The organism is Mesorhizobium sp. B2-1-3 (assembly GCF_006442495.1).
In the GTDB taxonomy this organism is placed as follows: Bacteria; Pseudomonadota; Alphaproteobacteria; order Rhizobiales; family Rhizobiaceae; genus Mesorhizobium.
Map to the genome: position 1 here is coordinate 152,189 of NZ_VFWL01000005.1, position 22,822 is coordinate 175,010.

Consider the following 22,822-nt stretch of genomic DNA (forward strand, 5'->3'; position numbering starts at 1 on the left):
TCGTCACCCCCGATGCGATCCGCACGGCCGTTGATCACGGCCGCCCGGCACGAAGCAGAAGGTTGAAATCCTTCCTGACCTTCCGCGACGTCTCCTTGAGATGTGCTTCCAGCACACCGAAATCCGGCAAGTCGGTGACCGCCAGAAGCAGATCCGAAAGCCCCGGCGGCACATCGTCCCGCTCGAACTGGCCGGTGAGGCAAAGCCTGATCATCTGGGTCAGCGCCAGATAGAGGCGGTAGGCCTCGCTAAGCTCCTCCCTGACATCGGCGGCTGCGAATTGTGGCGCAAGGCGCGACAATACCTCCGCGGTTGCCGTGACCCTGCGGCCGGACTCGACATTGCCCGTGACGACGGCCACCTGGGCGATGAATTCGAGATCGATCAGGCCGCCGGCAATGAGTTTGATGTCCCAGAGGTCGCGCGGCGGCTTTTCCTTTTCGATCATGGCGCGCATGTCGGACGCTTCCGCTTTCACCTTTGCTGCGTCGCGCAATTGCCCGAGCACCGCCGCAACGTCGGCTTCGACCTCGGCACAGAGCCTGGCATCTCCGGCAATGGCGCGCGCCCGCGACAGCGCCATGTGCTCCCAGGTCCAGGCCTCCTGGCGCTGGTATTTCTTGAAGGCGTCGACGTGGGTGGCCACTGGCCCCTTGTTGCCGGACGGCCGCAGCCGCAGGTCGAGTTCATAGAGCACGCCTTCCGCGGTCGGCGCGGAAACGGCCGAGATGAGGCGCTGCGTCATCCTGGTGTAGTAATGCGAGGGCGCCAGCGGTTTTTCACCGTCGGATTCCTCGGCGTCCGCATCGTGATCGTAGAGCAGGATGAGGTCGACATCCGACCCCGCCGTCAATTCACGGCTGCCGAGCTTGCCCATGCCGAGCAGCGAAACCACGCCACCGGCGATTGTGCCATGGCGCGCCTCGAATTCGGCCATAACAGCGCGCAACGCGGCCTCGATGGTGAGGTCGGCCAGGTCAGAAAAGGCGCGGCCTGCGCGGGCCGGATCGATCGAGCCGGCGAGCAGCCGCACGCCGATCAGGAATTTCTGCTCGGAGGCAAAGATGCGCAAACGATCGAGAACGTCCTCATAGGCGCGGTCGCCTTCGAGGAAAGCGGTAAGCCGTGCCGATAGATATCCACGATCCGGCAATTCGGTGAGAAGAGCGGGATCGAGCAGGCCATCGAACACATGTGGCCGACGCGTGATGATCGCGGCCAGTCGTGGCGCGGCGCCCATGATCGTCGCCATAAGCTTCAGCAACGCCGGATTGGACTGGAGCAGCGAGAAGAGCTGGATGCCTGCAGGCAGGCCGGCGAGGAACTCGTCGAAACGGATCAACGCCTCATCGGCCCGACGCGTCTGGCCGAAAGCCTTGAGCAGCGCCGGCGTCAGTTCCGTCAGTCGCTCGCGCGCCTCAGCCGACTGGGTGACGCGGTAGCGACCGAAATGCCAGCCACGGATCACGCGGCAGATGTCGCTCGTTCGCTGGAAGCCGAGACCGTGCAACGTCTGCAGTGTATCGGGGTCGTCGACGTCGCCGGTGAAGACCAGATTGCCGATGCCTGCCGAAAGCTCCGGTGCGGTTTCGAACAGCGCCGCGTAGTGACGTTCGACCTGCTGCAGCGAGGCTCGGAAGCCCAGGGAAAAAGCAGCCGCATCGGCAAAGCCCAGCATGCGCGCGATTCGATCGAGCCCTTCATCATCCTCCGGCAGGGTGTGCGTCTGCTCGTCGGCCACCATCTGGATGGCATGCTCGACCCTGCGCAGGAACCAATATTGCCGGGCCAGTGCGTCGCGTGCCTCGGCGGTGATCCAGCCGCGCGCGGCCAGCTCGCCGAGCATCGGCACGGTCTCGCGGCCACGCAGTTCCGGGAAGCGGCCGCCGGCGATGAGCTGCTGCGTCTGGACGAAGAACTCGATCTCGCGGATGCCGCCGCGCCCGAGCTTGACGTTGTGGCCCTTGACCGCGATTTCGCCATGCCCCTTGTGGGCGTGGATCTGGCGTTTGATCGAATGGACGTCGGCGATCGCGGCATAGTCCATGTATTTGCGCCAGATGTAGGGTTGGAGCTCCTTGAGGAAAGCGGTGCCGGCGTCCAGATCGCCGGCCACAGGACGCGCCTTGATCATGGCAGCGCGCTCCCAGTTCTGGCCGCGCGCCTCGTAGTAGCGCAGCGCCGCCTCTACCGGGATCGCCAGCGGGGTCGAACCGGGATCGGGACGCAGCCTGAGGTCGGTGCGGAAGACATAGCCATGTTCGGTGCGGTCCTGCAGGATGCGCACCAGACGGCGCGTCAGCCGCGAAAACAGCTCCGTCGCATCGAGCGGATCGACGACGGCCGACGCTTCCGGGTCGAAGAAGACCACGAGGTCGATATCGGAGGAAAAATTGAGCTCATGCGCGCCAAGCTTGCCCATGCCGAGCAGGATCCAGCCCGACCGGTTCGAGGGATTGGCGGGATCCGGCAACTTCAGCTTGCCCTGGCCATGCGCGTCGCGCAGCAGAAAATCGACGGCGGCGCGCGTGCACGCATCGGCAAGGTCGCTCAACCGCCGCACCGTAAGCGAGGTCTCGGCCTCGGCGGCCAGATCGGCCAGCGCGATCAGGAAATGCGCATCGGCCTTCCATTGCCGCAGTTCCATCATCAATCTGGATTCGGAGATCGTCTCGGAGAACGATGCCCGGTCGATCGCCACGATGATCGCCTTCAGCCGGGCCTCGACCGGCTGGTCGAAAAGCCCATCCAATATCTGCGGCCGGCGACGCGCCATGTCACGCAGGAACGGCGACAGGTCGAAGACAGCGGCCAGGAAGTCCTGCGCCTCACCCGTTCCAGCCAGGAATTTCGCCAGCCGTGTCAATCCTTCTTCGCGTGCCAAGGTGGCGATCTCGGCCAGCTCCTGCCGGGCCCGGCTGTCGTCCAGAGGAGCAAGCCTTGCCGCGGGCTTCAACAGCCAGTCCTTCGCCGTCCGCTTTGCAGCCGCCGTCATCAATGATCCTCCCGCGCGGGAAAACTCATGACCACGGATAATCCGGGATTACCAGGCAACAGATCAAGCCGGCCATAGTGGAATGTCATGACCGCCTTTGCGAGGCTGAGGCCAAGCCCGGAACCTGGCTGGGAACGGCTCTTCTCGAGCCGCACGAACCGTTCGGTCGCCCGGGCGCGATCGGCATCGTCCGGAATGCCCTGGCCGTTGTCGGCGACGACAAGCCTGATTTCGCCATGCGTGCGTTCGAGCGTCACGCGGACAGTCGGCTTGGAGGTGGAATCGGTCGAGTACTTGATCGCATTGTCGACGATGTTGGACAGCGCCTGGCCGATCAGCTCGCGGTTGCCGTCGACAAGGAATGCGCCATCGACCGCGGCTTCGAGCGAAACGCCAGCCTCTTCCGCCACCGGCTCGTAGAGTTCGACCACATCGCGCACGGCTGCGGCCAGATCGACGCGACTGGTGCTTTCGGAGGAATAACCCGCCTCCAGCCGGGAGATCATCAGGATGGCGTTGAAGGTCTTAATGAGCTGGTCGGACTCGGCGATGGTGCCTTCCAGCGCCTGGCGGTAGTCCGACGTCTTGTGCTTACCCGAAAGCGTCGCCTCGGCGCGGTTGCGCAGCCGGGTCAGCGGCGTCTTCAGATCATGCGCGATGTTGTCGGAAACCTGCTTCAGCCCCTCGTTGAGCATGGCGATCCTAGCCAGCATGGCATTGAGGTTCTCGGAAAGCCGGTCGAATTCGTCACCGGCGCCGGTCACCGGCAGCCGGCCCGAAAGATCGCCGCCCATGATGCGGCGGCTGGCTTCCGAAACGCCATCGATGCGCTTCAGCGCGGCGCGGCCGACGAAAAACCAGATCAACAGCCCGCCCAGCCCCATCATGCCGAGCGCCAGCATCAGGGAGCGGCGGATGACGGCGCGGAACCGCTCAGGTTCGCCCAGATCGCGGCCGACCAGCATGATCATCTGGTTCGGCAGGCGCAGCACCAGGGCGATCGCATTGTGGCCCTTCTCGCCTTCGGATCGGACCGCCGTATCGCCGGCCTGCGGCGTGGCCTGATCGGAAGGTGTGCTGCGCTGCCGGTCGAGTTCGCCTTCGCCGAAACGACGGTAGGAGAACGGCTCGGTCGTCCAGCCTTCGGTTTCGATGACCCCCGGCTCCAGGCTCTGGACATTGCCGGTCAGGATCTGGCCGTTGGCGTCGGCGATCAAATAGAGATTGGCGCCGGGCTGGCGCGAGCGCTGCTCCACCACGCGCACCAGGACCGGCAGGCCGCCGCGCTGGTAGGCGCGGGCAAGGCCGAGCACCTCGTCGTTGATGGTCTCCTGCGTCTGCGCGGTCAGCATGCGCGCCGAAAGCGAGGTCATGTAGAGGACAAGCAGTACGGCGCAGAGCGCGAAGAGCAAGAGATAGAGCGCCGAAAGCCGCGCAGCCGTCGTCTTCATGATGGCAGGCACGGAAAGGGCCATGCCGCCGCCTAACCGGCCCTAAGCATGTAACCGGCGCCGCGAATCGTATGCAGGATGGGCTTGTCGAAGCCTTTTTCGATCTTGCCGCGCAGTCGCGAGACATGGACGTCGATGACGTTGGTCTGCGGATCGAAATGATAATCCCAGACATTTTCGAGCAGCATGGTGCGCGTCACCACCTGACCGGCATGGCGCATCAGATATTCAAGCAGGCGGAACTCGCGTGGCTGCAGCGTGATCTCGCGTCCGGCGCGCCTGACCGAATGCGAAAGCCGGTCAAGTTCGAGATCGCCGACGCGGTAGACGGTTTCGGCTTCCTTGGCGCTGGCCCGGCGGTTCAGCACCTCGACGCGGGCGAGCAGCTCGGAAAAGGCATAGGGCTTGGTCAGATAATCGTCGCCGCCGGCGCGTAGGCCGGTGACCCGATCGTCGACCTCGCCCAGCGCCGACAGGATCAGCACCGGCGTGGCGTTCCCCCTGGAGCGCAGGCCGGCGATGACCGAAAGGCCGTCCCGGCGCGGCATCATCCGGTCGATGACCATCACGTCGTAGTCGCCGGCATCGGCGAGCGCGAAGCCGGTCTCGCCGTCACCCGCGACATGCGCGGTGTGCCCGGCCTCGGTAAAGGCTTTCTGCAGATAATCCGCAGCCTCGCGATCGTCTTCTATGACGAGAATCTTCATAGGACCGTTATACGCGATTTCGCTGGAAGATTGAGTAGCCGGCATCTGCATTTTAGCCTTCGCCAAAGCGCATCGCGATCAAGATGATCCAGGCCGCGCGCGATAAAGTCTTGGTTCTCTGGTGTTACTGGCCCAGACATGCTGCCGGCATGCCGTTGCCACCAAAGCGCTCCGCTTGTTCACTCAGCCTGAGCGCATGGTCCGCGGGCGGAGTGCGGCAGCGGGCGATGGGAAGCCCGCTGCCGCCGGAGGGGAGCACGATGACTGACTAACGTGCTCGGCTCCATACTTCCCGTGCGGCGGCTCGGGGGTGTTTGAAACCACCGCACTGGAAAAGTCGTTGTCAGCCCTTGGCGACGGGCAGCGCCACGAAGCGGTTGTTGTCGTCGCGGGTAATCTGCATCAGGACGGCCTTGCGCCCGGATTTCACCGCTTCGTCCATGGCCTTGGTGACGTCGTCGGTGCCGTTGACTTCCATCGAATTGACCGCGGTGATGATGTCGCCCGGCTGGATGCCACGGTCGGCGGCATCGCTGTCAGGATCGACATCGGTCACCACCAAACCCTTGCCGTTCTCGGATTTGGTGACGGTCAGACCGAGATCGGCGAGCGTATCGGCCTTGGCCGGAGCCGCAGGCTTATCGTCGGCCGAGGCCTGCTTGTCGCTTGAAGGCAGCTTGCCGAGCTCGACCTTGACGCTCTGGCTCTTGCCGTCGCGCCAGACCGTGACGTCAACCGACTTGCCCGGCGAATAGGCGCCAATCAGGCGGGCGAGTTCCTTCGGCGAAGCAACATCCTTGCCGTCGACCTGGGTGATCACGTCACCGGCGGTGATGCCGCTCTTCTTGCCGGGGCCGTCGTCCTGAGCGCTGGATACCAATGCGCCGTTGTTGGACTTCAGGCCGAGCGATTCGGCGATGTCTGATGTGACCGGCTGGATCTCGACGCCGAGCCAGCCGCGCTGCACGGCACCGCTCTTCATCAGATCCTCGACGACCTGCTTGGCGGTCGAGGCAGGAATGTCGAAGGCGATGCCGACGCTGCCGCCGGAAGGCGAGAAGATAGCGGTGTTGATGCCGACCACCTGACCGCTGAGGTTGAAGGTCGGGCCGCCAGAATTGCCGCGGTTGACCGAGGCGTCGATCTGGATGAAATCATCATAGGGACCGGCGCCGATGTCACGGCCCCGCGCCGAGACAATGCCGGCGGTGACGGTGCCGCCGAGACCGAAGGGGTTGCCGACGGCCACGACCCAATCGCCGACCCGAACCTTGGAGTCGTCGGCGAAGTCGACATAGGTAAATTTGCCGCCACCCTCGACCTTGAGCACCGCGAGGTCGGTGCGCGGGTCGGTACCGACCAGCTTGGCGTCGAGTTCCTTGCCGTCATTGGTCACCACGGTGAAGGCGGTGCCCTCTTCGACGACATGGTTGTTGGTGACGAGATAGCCATCCTCGGAGATGAAGAAGCCCGACCCTTGAGCCACCGGGCGCGGCTCGCCATTACCGCGGTCACGATGCCCGAACCGGCGGTGGCCATCGTCGTTCTGGCCGCCCTGATCGCCAAAGCCGCGGAATTCCTTGAAAAAGCGGCGCAGCTGCGGATTGTTGGGCAAATTGTCGAAACCGTCCTGGTCGTCGGAGCCGTCATCGGCGGTGGGCTGGACCTTGGCCTTGACCTTGACGCTGACAACGGCGGGCGAAACGCGCTCGACGACATCGGCGAAGCTGGGGACCTGCGGCGCCTCGACGCGCACGGCATCGGCCAGAACGGGGCTGGTTCCGCTGGTCAACGCGCCAACGCCGATCGCGCCGGCAACGGCGACGGAAGCGACGGCAGCCAGGAGACGCTTGCGGGTGCGGGAATATGAATTGGGGGCAATATTCATGGGGTCTCGTATCCTCTTTTCGAAGGGACGCGCCTTGTCGGCATCCTGAGGAAGAGAATTAGAGCGGCGTACATTACGACGCCATTTCCGACGCATGAAACTTTGGTAATGTTGGCGAACGATCGCCGCCTGCCCTCAATCGCGGCGCAGGATCGCCTCCAGTGCCGCCCGCTCGTCGGCGGAGAGGGATTTTGTCGCCAGTGTCCGGCGCGATCTCGCGCTGATCACGACGAACAGGCCACCGGCCAAAAGCAGGATCACCGGCGTGCCCCAAAGCAGAGCGTTGCGCAGGTCGAAGCGCGGCTTCAGCAGCACGAACTCGCCGTAGCGCGAAACCACATAGTCCATCACCTGCTTGTCGGTATCGCCAGCGACCAGGCGCTGGCGCACCAGAACGCGCAGGTCACGGGCAAGGTCGGCATCGGATTCGTCGATCGACTGGTTCTGGCAGACCATGCAGCGCAGCCCTTCCGACAGCGCTCGCGCCCTCGCTTCCAGCGTCGGATCGGCAAGCATCTCGTCGGGCTTCACCGCCAGCGCCGTGCCGGCAAAGGACAGCGCCAGCACCATCACGAGCGACGCGATGGACAACTTCGCCTTCATGGCAGGCCCGCGGGGCTCATGGCGCCGGCCTGCTTGCGGCGGCGCGAGGGTGCGCCGACGCGCAGGCGCCTGTCCATCAGCGACATGGCCGCACCAACCATCATGACCAGGCCGCCGCCCCAGATCAGCGTCACCAGCGGTTTCCACCACAGGCGCACCACGACCGATCCGTCATTGCCCTCGTCGCCGAGCGAAATGTAAAGCTGCGAAAGGCCCATCGTCCTGATGCCTGATTCCGTCGTCGTCGTCTGGCGTACCGGATAGAAGCGCTTGGCCGAGCTGATTTCGCCAACCGGACTGCCGCCGACGCCGATCAGTTGGAAGCGACCGCGATCCTCGCTGTAATTCGGTCCCTGCGCCGGATGGAGCCCGACGAAACGCAGAGTGTGGCCGGACAATTCGACGGTTTGCCCGGCATGCATCGACAGTATCTTCTCGGTGCCGAAGCAAAGCGTGCCGACGATGCCAAGCGTGGTCAGGCCAAGACCGAGGTGGGCAAGCGCTGTGCCGAAGACCGAGCGCGGCAGGCCGAGCAGGCGCCTGACCATGACCCTCGCAGCCACATTGCCGAACCCCGCCTTGACGGCGAGGTCGGTGAGAGCGCCGAGGATCAGCCAGACGGCAAGACCCACGCCAAGGGCTGCGAATACCGAAGCGCCGTTGATGAACAGGGCGGTGACCAGCGTTGTCAGAAGCGCCGCCGCGAAAGCTGCCATCAGGCGCTGCGCGACGGCGAAGACGTCGCCGCGCTTCCAGGCCAGCAGCGGCCCGAACGGAACCATGGCCAGCAACGGCACCATGAGCGGTCCGAAGGTGAGGTCGAAGAACGGCGCGCCGACCGAAATCTTGTCGGCCAAAAGGGCCTCGACGGCCAACGGATAGAGCGTACCGACGAGTACGGTGGCGGTGGCCGTGGTCAGGAACAAATTGTTCAGCACCAGCGCGCCTTCGCGCGAAACCGGATGAAAGAGGCCGCCGGCCGTCAGCCTCGAGGCCCGCAGTGCAAACAGCGTCAATGATCCACCGATGAACAGCGTCAGTATGCACAGGATGAAGATGCCGCGCGTCGGATCGGTGGCGAAGGCATGCACCGAGGTCAGGACGCCCGAACGCACCAGGAAGGTGCCGAGCAACGACAGTGAAAAGGTCAGGATGGCGAGCAGCAGCGTCCAGATCTTCAGCGCCGAACGCTTTTCCATGACGATGGCCGAATGGAGCAGCGCGGTGCCCGCGAGCCAGGGCATGAAGGAGGCGTTCTCGACCGGATCCCAGAACCAGAAGCCGCCCCAGCCGAGCTCGTAATAAGCCCAGTACGAGCCCATGGCGATGCCGCCGGTCAGGAACATCCAGGCGACCAGGGTCCACGGCCGCACCCATCGCGCCCAGGACGCATCGATGCGTCCGTCGATGAGCGCGGCTACCGAGAAGGAGAAACAGATCGAGAAGCCGACATAGCCGAGATAGAGCAGTGGCGGGTGCACTGCGAGGCCGAGATCCTGCAGGATGGGATTGAGATCGCGCCCTTCGATGGGCGCCGGTGAAAGCCTGGCGAAGGGATTGGATGTTGCCAGTATAAACAGGAAGAATGTCGCGCCGATCGCACCCTGCACGGCAAGCACGTTGGCGCGTAGCGTCGCCGGCAGGTTGGAGCCGAAGGCGGCGACCAGCGCACCGAAGAAGGTCAGGATCAACACCCAGAGCAGCATCGAGCCTTCGTGATTGCCCCAGGTTCCAGTGATCTTATAGATCATCGGCTGCAGCGAATGGGAATTTTCCCAGACGCTGGCGACCGAGAAATCGGAGCTCGCATAGGCGCTGACCAGTGCGGCGAAGGACAGCGCCGTCAGGGCAAAGCCGGTGATCGCGACGGGAGCGCCGACCGCCATCAGGCGCTGATTGTTGGTGCGGGCGCCAAACAGCGGCACCACCGTCTGCACCAGCGCCAGCGCGAAGGCCAGGACCAGCGCGAAATGTCCGGTCTCAACCATGATCGCCAACCCGGCTATATCGAGCCTGCCTATTCACTCTTGCTCTCCTGCCAAACGCCCTTGGCCTTCAGCCCATCGGCCACTTCCTTGGGCATGTAGCGCTCGTCGTGCTTGGCCAGAACGCTGTCGGCCACAAAGACGCCATCCGGGCCGAACGTGCCCTCGGTGATGACCCCCTGCTCCTCGCGAAATAGGTCAGGCAGGATGCCTGTATAGGTGACCTTGACCGATTTATGGGTGTCGGTCACCGAGAACGCCACTGTCGCCCCCTGCCCGCGCTGGATCGTGCCTTTTTCCACCAGGCCGCCCAGCCTGATGCGCTGGCCCGGCTGCACCGTCGCCGTGGCCAGATCGGCGGGCATGTAGAAATAGGACGCCTTCTGGCCGAGCGCATAGAATGTCAGGCCGGTGGCGGCGCCGAGGAAGGCCAGGCCGCCCGCGATCACCGACAATCGTTTCTGTTTGCGTGTCATTGTCCGGTCCAGCCCTATTGCGTCGCCGTCAGGCCGAGCGAAGCGGCAAAAGCGGTGAATTTCCTGGCTTCGTCACTGTCGGCTCCAAAGACGGCAATAGCTCGGCTCAGCGCCTCGCGCGCCTGGTCGGCCTTGCCCAGCACGATGTAGGAACGAACGAGCCGCATCCATCCTTCCGGGTCGCGCGGATTCTGCCGCAGCTTCTCGTCGAGCCCGGCGACCATGGTGTTGATCATGGCTTCCCTGTCCTGCGGCGACATCGATGAAGCGGCATCGATATCGCCCGCGGTCGGTCCGTTTGCCGGCTCGCTCGAAGCGATGCCTGCATTGCCGGCGCCGGAACTATCGGACTTGGCCAGCGCCTGCTCGATCGCGCCGCGCCATGGCGAATCCTTCGGCAGCGTGCCCAGCATCGCCTGCCAGGCCGCGGCCGCCTCCTTGCTGCGGCCCTCCTGCGCCAAGGCCATAGCCAGGTAGAAGCCGGCCTTGGCATTGGCCGGGTCAAGTTTCAGGGCCGCCTCGAAGGCCTCCTGGGCATCCGCCGAAACGATGCCGCCGGCCGCGCTGGCGATCGCCTCGCCGAGACCGGCCCGGCGAACAGCGCTGTCGCCGTCGAGGCGAATGGCGTTGCGATAGGCGGCGACCGCGTCGGAAAAGCGCTGCATGCGCAGATAGACCGGCGCCAGCACGTCCCATCCTCTGCCGTCGGACGGATTGGCGGCAAGATGGGCTTCGGCGCGAGCCACAAGTTCGTCGACCGAGCTGTCGGCCGGATTCTTGGCCAGCCGCTCGCTGAGCGGCTGCGAGGGCAGATCGGGCGAGCCTATGTTGATGTAGAGGCCCCAACTGACCAGCGGCACCGCCAGCACGGCCGCGGTGGCGACAAGCCGCGTCGCGACGGATGTACGTCCGACGGATGCGCTGCCGGTCTGGTCCGCATTGTCGAGACGAAGGATGCGCCGGGCGATCTCGGCGCGCGCCTCATCGGCTTCGGCAGGCTTGATCAGGCCACGGGCGGCGTCGCGGTCGAGTTCGGACAGTTGGTCGCGATAAACTTCCAGATCGTGCTCGCCGCTCGAAGACGCGCTTCTGGCGCCACCGGCCAGCGGCAGCAGCACCGCCAGGCTGGCGCCCAGCGTTAGGATTGCGGCTATGACCCAGAACAGCATGGTTCTTCCAATAACGGCAGAGCCTTGCCCTGCCAACACAAGCATACTGCGACGCTTTGACGGCGGGCGCGCCGCATATCCTTCATCGACATCAACCGGCCGGGTCCGAAATGGACCGGCTAGCCTGTCAGGTGAGCGGCGTCCAACTGCCATCGGCGTTGCGGCAAGCCGTTCCACGCGCCGTGACGCCTGCCCCGCCGGTAAAGACGGTCTGCGTGTACTGGCGGCAGTCCTGTGAGCCGACGCGGTAGGGCTGAGCCGGAACCACTTCGCCATAACGGGACGCCTGGGTGCCCTTCCACGTCACCTTCTGGCCGCTCGTGGTGTATTCGAGCGCCTTGTATTCAGCCTCGAGCGCGCTGCGCTTTTCGGCGTCGCTAAGCCCGCTGCCGATCGACCCGCCAATGAGGCCGCCGCCCATCGCAGAGATAATCGTCGTGGCGACTTTGCCGCCGCCGGATGGCGTCGAGGCCGGCGTCGCAGCGATGGTGGGAGCCTTGCCGCCCAAGGTGGTGCAGCCAGAAACGGCCATCAATGCGGAAACAAGCGCGACGCGAATCTTCATGCCAACAACCGGTTTTCTTGAGCTGGAGCCTGTCATGGATGAGCCGGGGGCCGCGTCATCGGAGAAGTCGGCGAGCCTATAATGTTGATATTTGTCGGAAATTTGGCCGTTGGGCCCGCTACGGAGCCAATCGGTGCCCCGCCATAACATGCCCAGCCCGTCAATGTCGATCGGCCGGGGAAAGGCATCACTGAAGGCTCCGCAATCGCACTACCGCCTTCAATCCGCCCATGCCGGACCGTTCGAGCAGCAGTATGCCTCCATACTCGTTGACGAGGTCGGCGACAATGGCCAAGCCGAGACCCGTGCCCGGCTTGGTCTCGTCCAGGCGTCGTCCGCGTTTCAACGCTTCGCGCGCTTTTTCCTCGGGTATGCCCGGTCCGTCGTCTTCGATGGCGATCTCGAACATGTTGTCGTCCTTGTCACCCACGGGAACGACGGAAATCGAAACCGCGCTCTTCGCCCATTTCATCGCGTTTTCGAGCAGATTGCCGAGCAACTCCTCGAGGTCCTCGCGCTCGCCGGCAAAGACGATCTCGATCGGCGGCAGCGACAACGACAGGTTGGTCTGCGGATTGAGCTTCTGCAAGACCCTGACCATGCGCTGCACCAACGGCGCTATCGGCGTGCGATAGACGACGCTGTCGCGCTGCGCCGCGACGCGGGCGCGCTGGAGATAGTGATCGACCTGCTTCTGCATGGAAGCGGCCTGTTCGGCGATCAGTTGCCCCTTGGCGCCACCAAGCGCCCGCCCCTCGTTGAGCAGCACCGCCAGCGGTGTCTTCAGGGAATGGGCGAGATTGCCGACCTGAGTCCGCGAGCGCTCGACGATACGCCGGTTGTTCTCGATCAAGGCATTGGTTTCGTTGGCAAGCGGTTCAATCTCGGCTGGAAACTGGCCGTCAAGTCTTTGCGCGGTGCCTTCGCGCACCATGGCGAGCGCGTTCCTGACCCTTCGCAGCGGTTGCAGGCCGAGCAGGATGGCGATGGCGTTGATGGCGATCATGCCGACGCCGAACAGGGAAAGGTAGGTCAGGAGGCGGCGCTGGAAGGTGGCGATCTCCTGTTCCAGTTCGGTCTTGTTGCCCATGACGCGAAAGCGGGCGGCGCGGTTCTTGGCATCGAGAACGAATTCGCTCTCGAACACGACCAACTCCTCGCCATCGATGCCTTGCGCCGCGTAGCTGCGCTGGAAATTGGCGTTGAAGGGAACGTCCGCCACATCGGGCGACGGGATCGTCTTGGTCATCGACGATGAGTGGAGATTGCCGTGCACCCCTTCCGAGGCGGGTTCGACGGACCAGTACCAGCCCGAATTCGGTTCCGAGAAGCGGAGGTCGCCGAGATCCGGAGCGCCGGTGAGCGCGCCGGTGTCGGAAATGCCGATGGAGCCGATCAGGTTGAACAGATGCGCAGAAAGCAGGCTGTCGAAACCGCGCTCGCTGGCCTGGCGGTAGAGCGTGGTAATGAGGGTGAAAATGACGATGAGGGTCAGGATCGCCCAGACCGTGGAAAAGGCGATGACGCGGAACGTCAGCGAGCGCGGCCACAAGCGCAGCGAGAGCCGCTTGCTCACGGTTGGGTTGGTAGGGAGCGGTTCCGCCTTACGCCTCCGGCTCACGCATGCGATAACCCATGCCGCGCACGGTTTCGATCATGTCGATGCCCATTTTCTTGCGGAGCCGTCCGACAAACACCTCGATCGTGTTGGAATCGCGGTCGAAATCCTGGTCGTAGAGATGCTCTACCAGTTCGGTCCGCGAGACGACCTCGCCCATGTGATGCATCAGGTAGGCAAGCAGGCGGAACTCATGCGATGTCAGCTTCAACGGCACGCCGGCGACATCGGCCTTCGAGGCCTTGGTGTCGAGGCGTAGCGGCCCGCAGGTCAGTTCGGATGAGGCGTGGCCGGCGGCGCGGCGGATCAGCGCCCTGACCCGCGCCAGGACCTCCTCGATGTGGAACGGCTTGGTGACATAGTCGTCCGCGCCGGCGTCGATGCCGGAGACCTTGTCGCTCCAGCGGTCGCGGGCGGTCAGGATCAGCACCCGCATCTTGCGGCCGCCGCGCCGCCAGCGCTCGACCACGCTGATGCCGTCCATTTGCGGCAGGCCGATGTCGAGCACGACCGCGTCGTAGGGCTCGGTGTCACCGAGAAAATGGCCCTCCTCGCCGTCATATGCCCGGTCGACGACATAGCCGGCGTCGACCAGCGCATCCGATATCTGCCGGTTGAGATCCTTGTCATCCTCGACGACCAGTACGCGCATGCGAAGACCACTGCCTGTTGACCGATTGCTTCAGCTATAGGCCGATTCCGCCGGCCTGGGAAACGACGGGGGGTCAGTTCTGCGGGACGACGATCTCGGAGCGGCGCGGACGCTGCCCGTTCTTGCCCGGAACGAGCACGACGATGACGCAGACCGGCTGCCCGCCTCGCGTCGACTGCGAGGCCTTGGCAAGCGTCCCGCCATTCTGCTCGGCCACCTGCTGGCCGATCGCGTAGCAGTCGGCCGCCGCCACGACAATCGATTCATCCTGCGCGGCTGCCGGCGCAACGCTTGCCGGCACCGCAAGCAGCCCCGCGCAGAGCGCCAGGGTCGCGGTTCGGAAATGGGAGCGAAGCGTTCTCATGGCCAGCGTTGTAACGCATCGGCGCTGAACGTGAAATGAACGGTGATCGCCGCTGAAACCATGCTCGCCACCCCTGCAATGCGAGACAAACAAATTGAGATTTCACCGCCCAACCCGATGAAACCCATGAAGTTCCAGTCTAGACTCCGTTTCGTTCATATTGAAAGCGCGCGTCAGGCGTTTTCCTGGGTCAGCGCCCGAAAACGCAGCAGGCCGTGATGGACAAGCAGTTCCTCGTCATACCGCGCCTCGCTGAATTCGAGCGACAGGCGTGTCTGGCCGCGAGCGCCGACCTCCAGCACCGCGTCGGCAAGGCGCGCCTCGATGGCATCCATGATGGCCCGCGTTTCGGCTTCGCCATGGGCCTTCGACCAGACATGCAGCGTAATAAGTTGATCGTCGCGGTTCTCGGCCCCGGTGTCCCAGTCAAAGGCGCAGGTCTGGCCGCATGTCACATAGGGAAAGGCGACGTTGTCGGTTGGTTGTTCGCGCAGTCCGGCGCCGCCCAGCAGAGCCGACAGGGACGGATCGCTTTTTAGCCTCAGAAACAGTGCCTGTTGCAAATCGCCGGGCGCCGTCATCGTTTCTCCCTCACCCGGTGCGCTATCGACCCTGCTCGCCAGAAGCTCTTCCGCACTCCAGACGCTTTGCCATATATAGCCATTTACCGAACGAACACGATTGCCGATTCGTTGTCACGATGATGAATGTCGATGATCTCGAAAATACGACTTCCCGACAATCTCGTCAGCGACGATGAATAGCGGGTACCCTTTGCGAACCGCAAGCATCAGCAACGCCCGGCAGCGCCGCATTTCCTAATTTCAGGAGCTGATCATGCTCGATCCAGAAAAGGCCAGGGCCGCGTCGCGCCTCCTGGTAGGCCATTGGGACAAGGGCACCCGCCTCGACGCCATACCCGAGGAATTGCGGCCGAAGACGCGGGCCGAAGGCTACGCCATCCAGTCGCACGTCATGGATCGCTCAGTGGCTCCGCTCTTCGGCTGGAAGATCGCGGCAACCAGCCTGGCCGGCCAGCGGCATATCAACGTCGACGGCCCGATGGCCGGGCGCCTCCTCGCCGAGAAGGCGGTCGAGGTCGGTGGCTCCGTTTCCCTGGCGACAAGCAAGATGCGTGTCGCCGAGATCGAATTCGCCTTCCGGTTCGGCCGTCAGTTGCCGCCTCGCCCGGCGCCTTATGAAATCGGTGATGTAGTGGACGCCGTGGCGAGTTTGCATCCGGCGATCGAAATACCGGACTCCCGCTATGACGATTTCTGCGCTGTCGGCGCGCCGCAGCTCATCGCCGACAATGCTTGTGCCAATCTGTTCGTCATCGGCGAGGCGGCGGAAGACGATTGGCGTGACGTAGATTTCGCGAAGCACCCGGTGGCCGCTTCTGTCTCTGGAAAGTCGCAGCATATCGGATCAGGAGCAGCCGTGTTGGGCGATCCGCGTGTTGCGCTGACCTGGATCGTCAACGAACTGTCGGGGCTGGGCATAACGCTCCAGCCGGGGCAAGTGGTGATAACCGGCACCTGCGTGGCGCCGATAAATGTCGAGGCCGGCGACGAAGTCATCGGCGATTTGGGCAGGTTCGGCCGGGTCTCGGTGCGCTTCTGCTAGGAGTTTTACCCCTGTGACAATCCCCTGAGGCAGACAGGCCCCGGTCATTGTCCTCCACGCAGCCGCACCACAACGCTGCGCACTGCAAGCACCAGCACGGTGATGACGATCAGGATCACTGAAAGTGCCGCGATCGCCGGGTCGATATTGTCGCGCAGACCCATCCACATCAACCTGGGCAGCGTGATGGCGTTGACCGAGGTGATGAACAGCGTGACGCCGATTTCCTCCCAGGAGAGCACGAAGGACAGCAGTGCCGCGGTGACGATGCCGAATTTGATGTTGGGCATGATGATGCGCGTGGCGCGCTCCCAGACGCTGGCGCCAAGGCCACGCGCTGCGAGGTCGATACGGCGGTCAAGCTGGCTGAGGGAGACCAGGATCAGCACCGTGGCGAAGGGCACCGTCATCACCGAATGCGCCATGGCCACACCCAGCCAGGTGTCGTAGCCGAAAAAGGAACTGACGCCGGAGATCGAGGTGAGCAGGAAATAGAGCGTCACCGCCGAGACCACCGGCGGCACCACCATCGGCAACAGCACGAAGCCGACCAGAGCCGCGGTGAAGCGCGGCTGGAACATCCACACGCCAAGGCTGAAGCACAGTGCCAGCACCGTCGAGATGACACTGCTGACGATGCCGATCCTGATCGAGAGCAGGATGGACTGGAGCCAGCGCGGATCCTCGACCAGCGAGCGGTAGTGGCGCAGCGACAACTCGCCCGTCGGCATCGCCAGCATGCGGCTGGGCGTCAGCGAGACCGGGATCACGGCCAGCAGCGGCAGGAGCAGGAACAGCGCCACCAGGACGGCGAGGGCCAGCGAGACGGGACCGGGGCGATAGGTCGGCATAGGCTACACCAATTGCTTCGGTCTGACGTAGCGGAAGAGCAGCGCCATCAGGATGCCGACGAACAACACCAGCACCACGCTGATGGCAGCACCCAGCCCCCAGTCCGGGCTCTGGAAGATGCGGAGATAGATCAGTTCGGCGATCATGACGCTGCGGCCACCGCCAAGGATCGCCGGCGTGACGAAGAAGCCGAGCGAGAAGACGAAGACGATCAGCGCGGAGCCGATGATGCCGGAGCGCGTCATCGGCACGAACACCGTCCAGAAGGTGCGCATGCGGCTGGAACCCAGCCCGCGCGCGGCGAGCAGCACACGCTCGTCGAGGCTGCGCATGGAAGACGCCAGCGGAAAGACGGCGAAAGGAATGAGGAAGTGCGTCATGCCGACGATGACGCCGAATTCGTTGCGCACCAGCGTCAGCGGTTCGCCAATGAAGCCGATCGACTGCAGCCAGGTGTTGATCAGGCCGCGGTTGGAGAGAAGCGCCACCCAGCCGAAGGCGCGCGTCAGCACCGATATCCAGAACGGCACCAGGATGCAGAATTCGGCCAGCACCCGCTGCGCCGGGCTGCCGCGCACCCAGACCACGGTGATGGCGTAGGCAGCGGCAACCGATACAACGGTGACGATCGCCGCGATGCGCAGCGTGCGGACGAACACCGACTGTACCAGCGGGTCGGTTATCAGCGCGCCGTACTGGCCAAGCCCCGGCGTCGGCAGCGTGAAGCTCCACTTCACCACGCCGAGGAACGGCCAGGCATAGGCGAGGCCAAGGAACAGGAGCAGCGGCGCCATCAGCAGCGCCGCGCCCATCCTATCCGAGAGAACGCCTCTCATGTCAGCCCAGCGCCGGTCAGGCGGAGATGATCTTGGTATATTCGTCCAGCGCCGCCCCGTAATTCTTGGCGTACCAGTCCATGTCGAGCGGGATCTGCTTCTTCATGTTCTCGGGATCGACCGGGTTGATGCGCTTCTTGTCGGCGGGAACCAGAGCGTCGGCAGCCGGGTTGGCCGGGCCCTGACCGAGCTTGTCGAACATGACAAGCTGCTTTGCAGGGTCCTGCGCGCTGGCGATGAACTTCATCGCCGCGTCCTTGCCGCCGGGGTTGTTCTTCAACACGGCCAGTGCGCCGGGCGAAATCAGGCCCTGGTCCCAGATGAACTTGATCTGACCGCCCGAATCCTGCTCGATCAGCGAGGCTCGCGTCGACCAGACGATCGCCATCGAGGCTTCGCCGTTGAGCAACACGCTCTGGCTTTCCGCGCCGCCGCCCCAATAGGCGACGACGTTCTCCTTGAACGCGGCGATCTTGTCATGCGCGCGCTTGAGGTCGAGCGGATAGAGCGACGCCGGCGCGATGCCGTCGGCGAGAAGAGCCGCCTCCCAACTCGACACGCCCCATTTGTAGAGGGAGCGCTTGCCGGGGAATTTCTTCACGTCGAAGAAATCGGCCATGCCGGTCGGGGCATTGCTGCCGTATTTCTGCGAATCGTAGGCGATCACATAGGAGAAGAAATAGGTCGAGGCGGCGTAATCCCAGCCGAAACCCGGCCGCATCTTCTTCTTGTCGACTATTGTGTAGTCGATCGGCTCGAGCATGCCTTGCGCGCCAAGCGTGATGGCCGAGAACGGGTCGACGTCGACAAGATCCCAGGTCGGCGCACCGCTTTTAAATTGTGCCGCGATGGCCCCTTCGGTCGGGCCGGAGCCATCCATCTTGACGGTGATGCCGGTGTCCTTGGTGAAAGCCTGGCCATAGGCGGCGTCGTAAGCCGTGATGGCGTCGCCGCCCCAGTTGACCAGCACCAGTTCCTTCGCGGCGGCGAAGGACTTGGTCGAGCGCAGCAGCAGCGGCGTGCCGGCAAGCACGAGGCCTGCAAGTTGCGTGAATTGCCGGCGCGAGATCTCACCGCGCCTTGTCCTTTCGGAGAGCGTTTCGATGGCCTGTTTTTTGGTATCGTTCATGTTAGTTCCCCTTTGTTTTCGTTGATCGAATCCGGAATCCGGTGCGGCGAATTCAGGCCGCGCCGGTGCTCATTGCCCTCCGTCCGGAAGGAGGAAACCCTTTTCCGCCGGCCAGGTCAGCCAGACGGAATTGCCTTTGCTGAGTGCCGCGGCCGCGACCTCGTTCGGCACAGAGACGGTCACCTTCGCACCTTGGCGTGTCGTAAGGTCGAGTTTGGTCGCCGCGCCCAGATAGGTCGATCCGATCGCGGTGGCAGCTATGCCGTTCTCGCCTGCCGCCGCCTCGCGCGCTATCGACATATGTTCTGGCCGGATCGCCAGGATGGCATTGCCATCCACTGCTTCGGCGTTGCCGCGCAGCTTGATTGCCCGGTCTTCGCAGAGCGCGGTCGCGCCATGGTCGGCGACGCGCACGCCCTTCAGCGGCAGCATATTGATCTCGCCCAGGAACTCGGCGACGAAGCGGTTGGCGGGCCGGTCATAGACCTCGTCAGGCGCTCCGACCTGCAACAATTTGCCATGGTTGAAGATGGCGACACGCGAGGACAGCGCCAGCGCCTCGCTCTGGTCGTGGGTGACGAAGACGAAGGTGGTGCCGGTCTCCTGGTGCAGACGTTTCATCTCGGCCTGCATCTGGCCGCGCAGGCTCTTGTCCAGCGCCGAGAACGGCTCGTCGAGCAAAAGCACGCCCGGCTCGAACACCAGCGCGCGGGCCAGCGCCACGCGTTGTTGCTGGCCGCCGGAAAGCTGCGCCGGCAGCTTCTTCTCGTGGCCGAGCAGACCGACGCGCTCTATCATCTCGCCGACGCTACGCTTGATCTCGGCGGCAGATTTCTTGCGAACCTTGAGGGGAAAGGCGATGTTTTGCTCGACGCTCATATGCGGGAAGAGCGCATAGCCCTGGAACACCATGCCGGCGGCGCGCTGCTCGGCCGGCCGGTCGGTAATATCGACGCCGTCGCTGAACAGGCGGCCCTCGCTGGGCTGCAGGAAGCCGGCCAGGATCATTAGGAAGGTGGTCTTGCCGGAGCCGGAGGGGCCGAGCAGCGTCAAAAACTCGCCGCGGCCGATATTGAGCGTCAGATTGTCCAGCGCACGGAACGAGCCGAAGCTCTTGCCGATCCCGTTCGCCTTGATCTCTGCGGCCCGGCCGGGTTGCTGCATCCTGCCTCTTCCTTGGTGGCTGGGGAAATCGTAGGCAGCGCGAAGGCTCACCGCAACCGAATAGTTTTCGCCTGATCGGCAAATTTGATTCATCTATGGCGAATGCCGGCGACGCTGGAGCCGCGAAAATTCACCTCTCCTGGGGGAGATCAGTTGATCTCAATATGTCCGCAACCTGTTCTCCGATAGCTTCGACCTCAACCATCCCCCAAACGCCTCCAGCACAGGGTGACCCGCCTTGGCGTGCTCGGAAACCAGGAAATAGGAACGCGGCGACGGGATCGAGGTCTCGAACGGCTTGACCAGCCGGCCCTCACTCAGCGCCCGGCGGCTGGTCAGCTCGTCCCCCATGGCGATGCCCTGGCCGGCAATCGCCGCCGAGAAAACGAGGTTCATGTCGGAAAAGAAGATGCCGCCCTCGGTGTCGGGGTTCTCGACCTTGGCCAGCGCCAGCCAGCGCGCCCAGTCCTCCGTATCGCCAAGATGCAGCAGGTTGGCGCGCAGGACGTCGGCCGGCTTGGAAAAGCCGCCCACTTTGTTGAGTAGCGTCGGGCTGCAGAGCGGCGTGAACGAGATATCGCACAGCAGTTCCACCACGCGGTTCGGCCAGTTGCCGACGCCAAAGGCAATGAAGGCGTCGGCGTCCGGATTGCTGACGTCGTCGAGCCGCCGGGGCGTCAGTATGCTCAGCGCCACATCAGGATACATCTGCCGGAACTCGCCGATATGGGTGCACAAGAACAGCGAGGCGAAGCCTGGTGTGCATGAGACTGCGAAGGAGCCGCCGACCCCGGTGCCGGCGTTTTGCGCCACCGCGTCGCCGAGCACGGTCAGCGCCTTGCGCACGTCCGCGGCATAGCGTTGGCCGCGCGGTGTCAGCGCCACGCCCTTGCCGATGCGCTCCAGCAGATCGAAGCCGAGGTCGCGTTCGAGCAAGCGCAATTGATGGCTGACCGCACTGCGGGTGAGGTGCAATTCGTCGGCGGCGCGCCAGACGCTGCCATGACGGGCGAAACTGTCGAGGGCGCGGAGCGCCTGCGTCGATGGAATTCTCAAGAGGTGAACCGAATTTGCACGAACCGGGAAAACATATCACTTTTTGGGAAGCCGCTTCACTGCTTTCTTTGGCGCATGGAAAAACCGGTGACGACATCGGCGCAAGAAACCGCTCTTGCCTGCCTCGACGGCATCCAGCCGCTGCTGTCGGCCTGGACGCGCACCATCTTCGACTTCGGCGAAACCGCCTGGCGCGAGTACCAATCAGCAGATTGGTATGTCGATCGGCTGAAGCGCGAGGGGTTTGCGGTCGAGGAAGGCTCCGCGGGCATGCCGACGGCCTTCTGCGCCCACTGGACCAATGGGGACGGTCCGACCATCGGCATGTATGCCGAATATGACGCCGTGCCCGGCAACTGCCAGGACGCTGCCACGGTGAAGCGGCCCCGCCCAGGGCTCGGCTCCGAAGCCGGCGGCCATACCGATCCGCACTCGGGGCTGGGCATGGCCAGCCTGGGCGGTCTGCTCGCCACAAAGGCCGCCATGCAGCGCCACGGCATTGCAGGCACGCTGCGCTTCACCGGCGAGCCGGCGGAGAAGGTGCGCGGCTCGAAACCGATCCATGCAGCCAAAGGCTATTATGACGGCCTTGCCGGCATGATCTCCTTCCATCCCTTCTACATGCTGCCGCTCTGCAACACTGCGCGCTGGGACACCCATTGCGGCGCTGCCTACGCGATGATCTATCGCTTCATCTGCGATGAGCCCGAGAATTGGGCACGCGCCGCCGGCGACGGCGCCCCGATCCCGCAGGCACATTCGGCGGTTCGCGCGCCCGGCGCCAACGACGCGCTGATGACGATGTACATAGCCTCCAAGGCGCTGCGCGATTCCATGCTGCCGCACCAGGGCGGCTGGTCGATCAGCGAGGCGATCCTGACGGCGGGCCAGGCCACCGCCGACAATCTGCCGGCAGGCCTTGCCGAGATCCAGTACATGATCCGTGTTCCGACCATCGCCATGGCCGAGCAGGTCACCGCCGTGCTCGACCGAAACGCCTCGGCCGCCGTCGCGATCAGCGGCTGCCGCTACGAACGGCACTGGGTTTCGAAGTCGCGGCCGGGGCTGGCCAATCATGCCATGGCCGGGATCGCCTATGAGGCGTTGGCGAGCGTCGGCCCGCCCCGCTGGGACGAGGCGGCGAAGAAGATCGCCCGCGAGATCCAGGTCAATGCCGGTGGGGTGGCGAGCGAAAACCCCTTCATCGACGAGCTGGAGCGGCTGATTGCACCACAGGAGGCTGAGGCGATCCTGCGTCGCGACCTGCCGCCGTCGCAGGTGAACTCGACCTCGGACGACTACACCGATATGAGCTGGCACACGCCGACGGCGCGTTTCTATGTCGCCCGCCCTGCCCTGCGTTCGGCAAACGGTCATGTTTTTCCAGCTTGGGCGATGAACGCGCTGGGCGGCATCCCGGCCACTATCGACCCGATGGTCATCTGCGCGGCGAAGACCGTCGCGCTATCCGCCCTTCGCCTGCTGGAAGACAAGGCCGCGTGCGACATGGCGATGGACGAGTTCGTTACCCGAACCGGCGGCGGCATTGGGGGTTCGACCTGGATCGCCCCGCTCTGCGACTACGATCCGCCTATCGACTTCCGCTGGCCGGAATATGTCACCACGCCGCGCGGCCGCGACTGGTGGATACCAAGCAAGCAATGACCGCAAACGCCCATACGAGGA

Annotated in this window: 20 protein-coding genes; 2 read left to right on the plus strand and 18 right to left on the minus strand. The window is 64.2% G+C overall.

Annotated elements, in window-relative coordinates; translation table 11 throughout:
• Nucleotides 1–34: 34 nt before the first annotated feature.
• The 13 genes from FJ973_RS11470 to FJ973_RS11530 form a co-directional block, all read right to left on the minus strand.
• On the minus strand, nucleotides 35–2,995 hold the full coding sequence (locus tag FJ973_RS11470) for a bifunctional [glutamine synthetase] adenylyltransferase/[glutamine synthetase]-adenylyl-L-tyrosine phosphorylase (RefSeq protein ID WP_140555839.1): 2,961 nt from the start codon (nucleotides 2,993–2,995) through the stop codon (nucleotides 35–37).
• Nucleotides 2,995–4,470 carry a HAMP domain-containing sensor histidine kinase gene (locus tag FJ973_RS11475; RefSeq protein WP_140517975.1) on the minus strand — a complete coding sequence of 492 codons (1,476 nt, stop codon included), beginning with the start codon at nucleotides 4,468–4,470 and terminating at the stop codon, nucleotides 2,995–2,997. Before FJ973_RS11475 ends, FJ973_RS11470 begins: the two co-directional genes overlap by 1 nt.
• Nucleotides 4,471–4,478: 8 nt before the next feature.
• Complete coding sequence (locus FJ973_RS11480) at nucleotides 4,479–5,153, minus strand: response regulator transcription factor (RefSeq protein WP_181165141.1); 675 nt, start codon at nucleotides 5,151–5,153, stop codon at nucleotides 4,479–4,481.
• A 343-nt stretch (nucleotides 5,154–5,496) separates the two neighbouring features.
• A complete protein-coding gene (locus tag FJ973_RS11485; protein WP_140494686.1) occupies nucleotides 5,497–7,041 on the minus strand; it encodes a Do family serine endopeptidase in 1,545 nt (514 codons plus the stop codon).
• Nucleotides 7,042–7,176: 135 nt separating this feature from the next.
• Nucleotides 7,177–7,644, minus strand: a complete 468-nt coding sequence (locus tag FJ973_RS11490) for a cytochrome c-type biogenesis protein (protein ID WP_140517973.1) — start codon at nucleotides 7,642–7,644, stop codon at nucleotides 7,177–7,179.
• Nucleotides 7,641–9,632, minus strand: coding sequence for a heme lyase CcmF/NrfE family subunit (locus FJ973_RS11495; protein WP_140555841.1), 1,992 nt, complete (start codon nucleotides 9,630–9,632; stop codon nucleotides 7,641–7,643). The genes FJ973_RS11490 and FJ973_RS11495 overlap by 4 nt, the downstream gene beginning before the upstream one ends.
• Nucleotides 9,633–9,661: 29 nt before the next feature.
• Entirely contained in the window at nucleotides 9,662–10,105 is a 444-nt protein-coding gene (gene ccmE, locus FJ973_RS11500) for a cytochrome c maturation protein CcmE (RefSeq protein ID WP_140494692.1), read from the minus strand.
• A gap of 14 nt (nucleotides 10,106–10,119) precedes the next feature.
• A complete protein-coding gene (ccmI, locus tag FJ973_RS11505) occupies nucleotides 10,120–11,274 on the minus strand; it encodes a c-type cytochrome biogenesis protein CcmI (protein ID WP_140555843.1) in 1,155 nt (384 codons plus the stop codon).
• 127 nt (nucleotides 11,275–11,401) lie between these two features.
• Complete coding sequence (locus tag FJ973_RS11510; RefSeq protein ID WP_140517972.1) at nucleotides 11,402–11,839, minus strand: hypothetical protein; 438 nt, start codon at nucleotides 11,837–11,839, stop codon at nucleotides 11,402–11,404.
• Nucleotides 11,840–12,026: 187 nt separating this feature from the next.
• A complete protein-coding gene (locus FJ973_RS11515; RefSeq protein ID WP_281405892.1) occupies nucleotides 12,027–13,415 on the minus strand; it encodes an ATP-binding protein in 1,389 nt (462 codons plus the stop codon).
• A 28-nt stretch (nucleotides 13,416–13,443) separates the two neighbouring features.
• Nucleotides 13,444–14,109, minus strand: a complete 666-nt coding sequence (locus tag FJ973_RS11520) for a response regulator transcription factor (RefSeq protein WP_140555846.1) — start codon at nucleotides 14,107–14,109, stop codon at nucleotides 13,444–13,446.
• A gap of 73 nt (nucleotides 14,110–14,182) precedes the next feature.
• A complete protein-coding gene (locus FJ973_RS11525) occupies nucleotides 14,183–14,473 on the minus strand; it encodes a hypothetical protein (protein WP_140494702.1) in 291 nt (96 codons plus the stop codon).
• Nucleotides 14,474–14,646: 173 nt separating this feature from the next.
• Complete coding sequence (locus FJ973_RS11530; protein ID WP_140494704.1) at nucleotides 14,647–15,054, minus strand: DUF3168 domain-containing protein; 408 nt, start codon at nucleotides 15,052–15,054, stop codon at nucleotides 14,647–14,649.
• Nucleotides 15,055–15,310: 256 nt separating this feature from the next.
• On the opposite strand from FJ973_RS11530, the gene FJ973_RS11535 reads away from it, so the two are divergent.
• Nucleotides 15,311–16,099, plus strand: a complete 789-nt coding sequence (locus FJ973_RS11535) for a fumarylacetoacetate hydrolase family protein (RefSeq protein WP_140555847.1) — start codon at nucleotides 15,311–15,313, stop codon at nucleotides 16,097–16,099.
• A 44-nt stretch (nucleotides 16,100–16,143) separates the two neighbouring features.
• Here FJ973_RS11535 and FJ973_RS11540 read toward each other — a convergent pair whose 3' ends face one another.
• From FJ973_RS11540 to FJ973_RS11560, 5 genes are all read right to left on the minus strand, one after another.
• The gene (locus FJ973_RS11540; RefSeq protein ID WP_140520723.1) at nucleotides 16,144–16,950 is read right to left on the minus strand and encodes an ABC transporter permease; all 807 of its coding nucleotides are present in this window, start codon (nucleotides 16,948–16,950) and stop codon (nucleotides 16,144–16,146) included.
• 3 nt (nucleotides 16,951–16,953) lie between these two features.
• Nucleotides 16,954–17,787 (minus strand): ABC transporter permease, encoded by an 834-nt coding sequence (locus FJ973_RS11545; RefSeq protein ID WP_140517968.1) that lies wholly within the window; start codon nucleotides 17,785–17,787, stop codon nucleotides 16,954–16,956.
• 16 nt (nucleotides 17,788–17,803) lie between these two features.
• Nucleotides 17,804–18,916: an ABC transporter substrate-binding protein gene (locus FJ973_RS11550; protein ID WP_140494711.1), complete on the minus strand. Its 1,113-nt coding sequence runs from the start codon at nucleotides 18,914–18,916 to the stop codon at nucleotides 17,804–17,806.
• A gap of 69 nt (nucleotides 18,917–18,985) precedes the next feature.
• The gene (locus FJ973_RS11555) at nucleotides 18,986–20,080 is read right to left on the minus strand and encodes an ABC transporter ATP-binding protein (RefSeq protein WP_140494713.1); all 1,095 of its coding nucleotides are present in this window, start codon (nucleotides 20,078–20,080) and stop codon (nucleotides 18,986–18,988) included.
• Between the two features lie 159 nt (nucleotides 20,081–20,239).
• Nucleotides 20,240–21,136: a LysR substrate-binding domain-containing protein gene (locus FJ973_RS11560; protein ID WP_140494716.1), complete on the minus strand. Its 897-nt coding sequence runs from the start codon at nucleotides 21,134–21,136 to the stop codon at nucleotides 20,240–20,242.
• A 75-nt stretch (nucleotides 21,137–21,211) separates the two neighbouring features.
• Here FJ973_RS11560 and FJ973_RS11565 point away from each other — a divergent pair, with 75 nt between their 5' ends.
• Nucleotides 21,212–22,801 carry an amidohydrolase gene (locus tag FJ973_RS11565; RefSeq protein ID WP_181170894.1) on the plus strand — a complete coding sequence of 530 codons (1,590 nt, stop codon included), beginning with the start codon at nucleotides 21,212–21,214 and terminating at the stop codon, nucleotides 22,799–22,801.
• The last annotated feature ends 21 nt before the right edge of the window (nucleotides 22,802–22,822 follow it).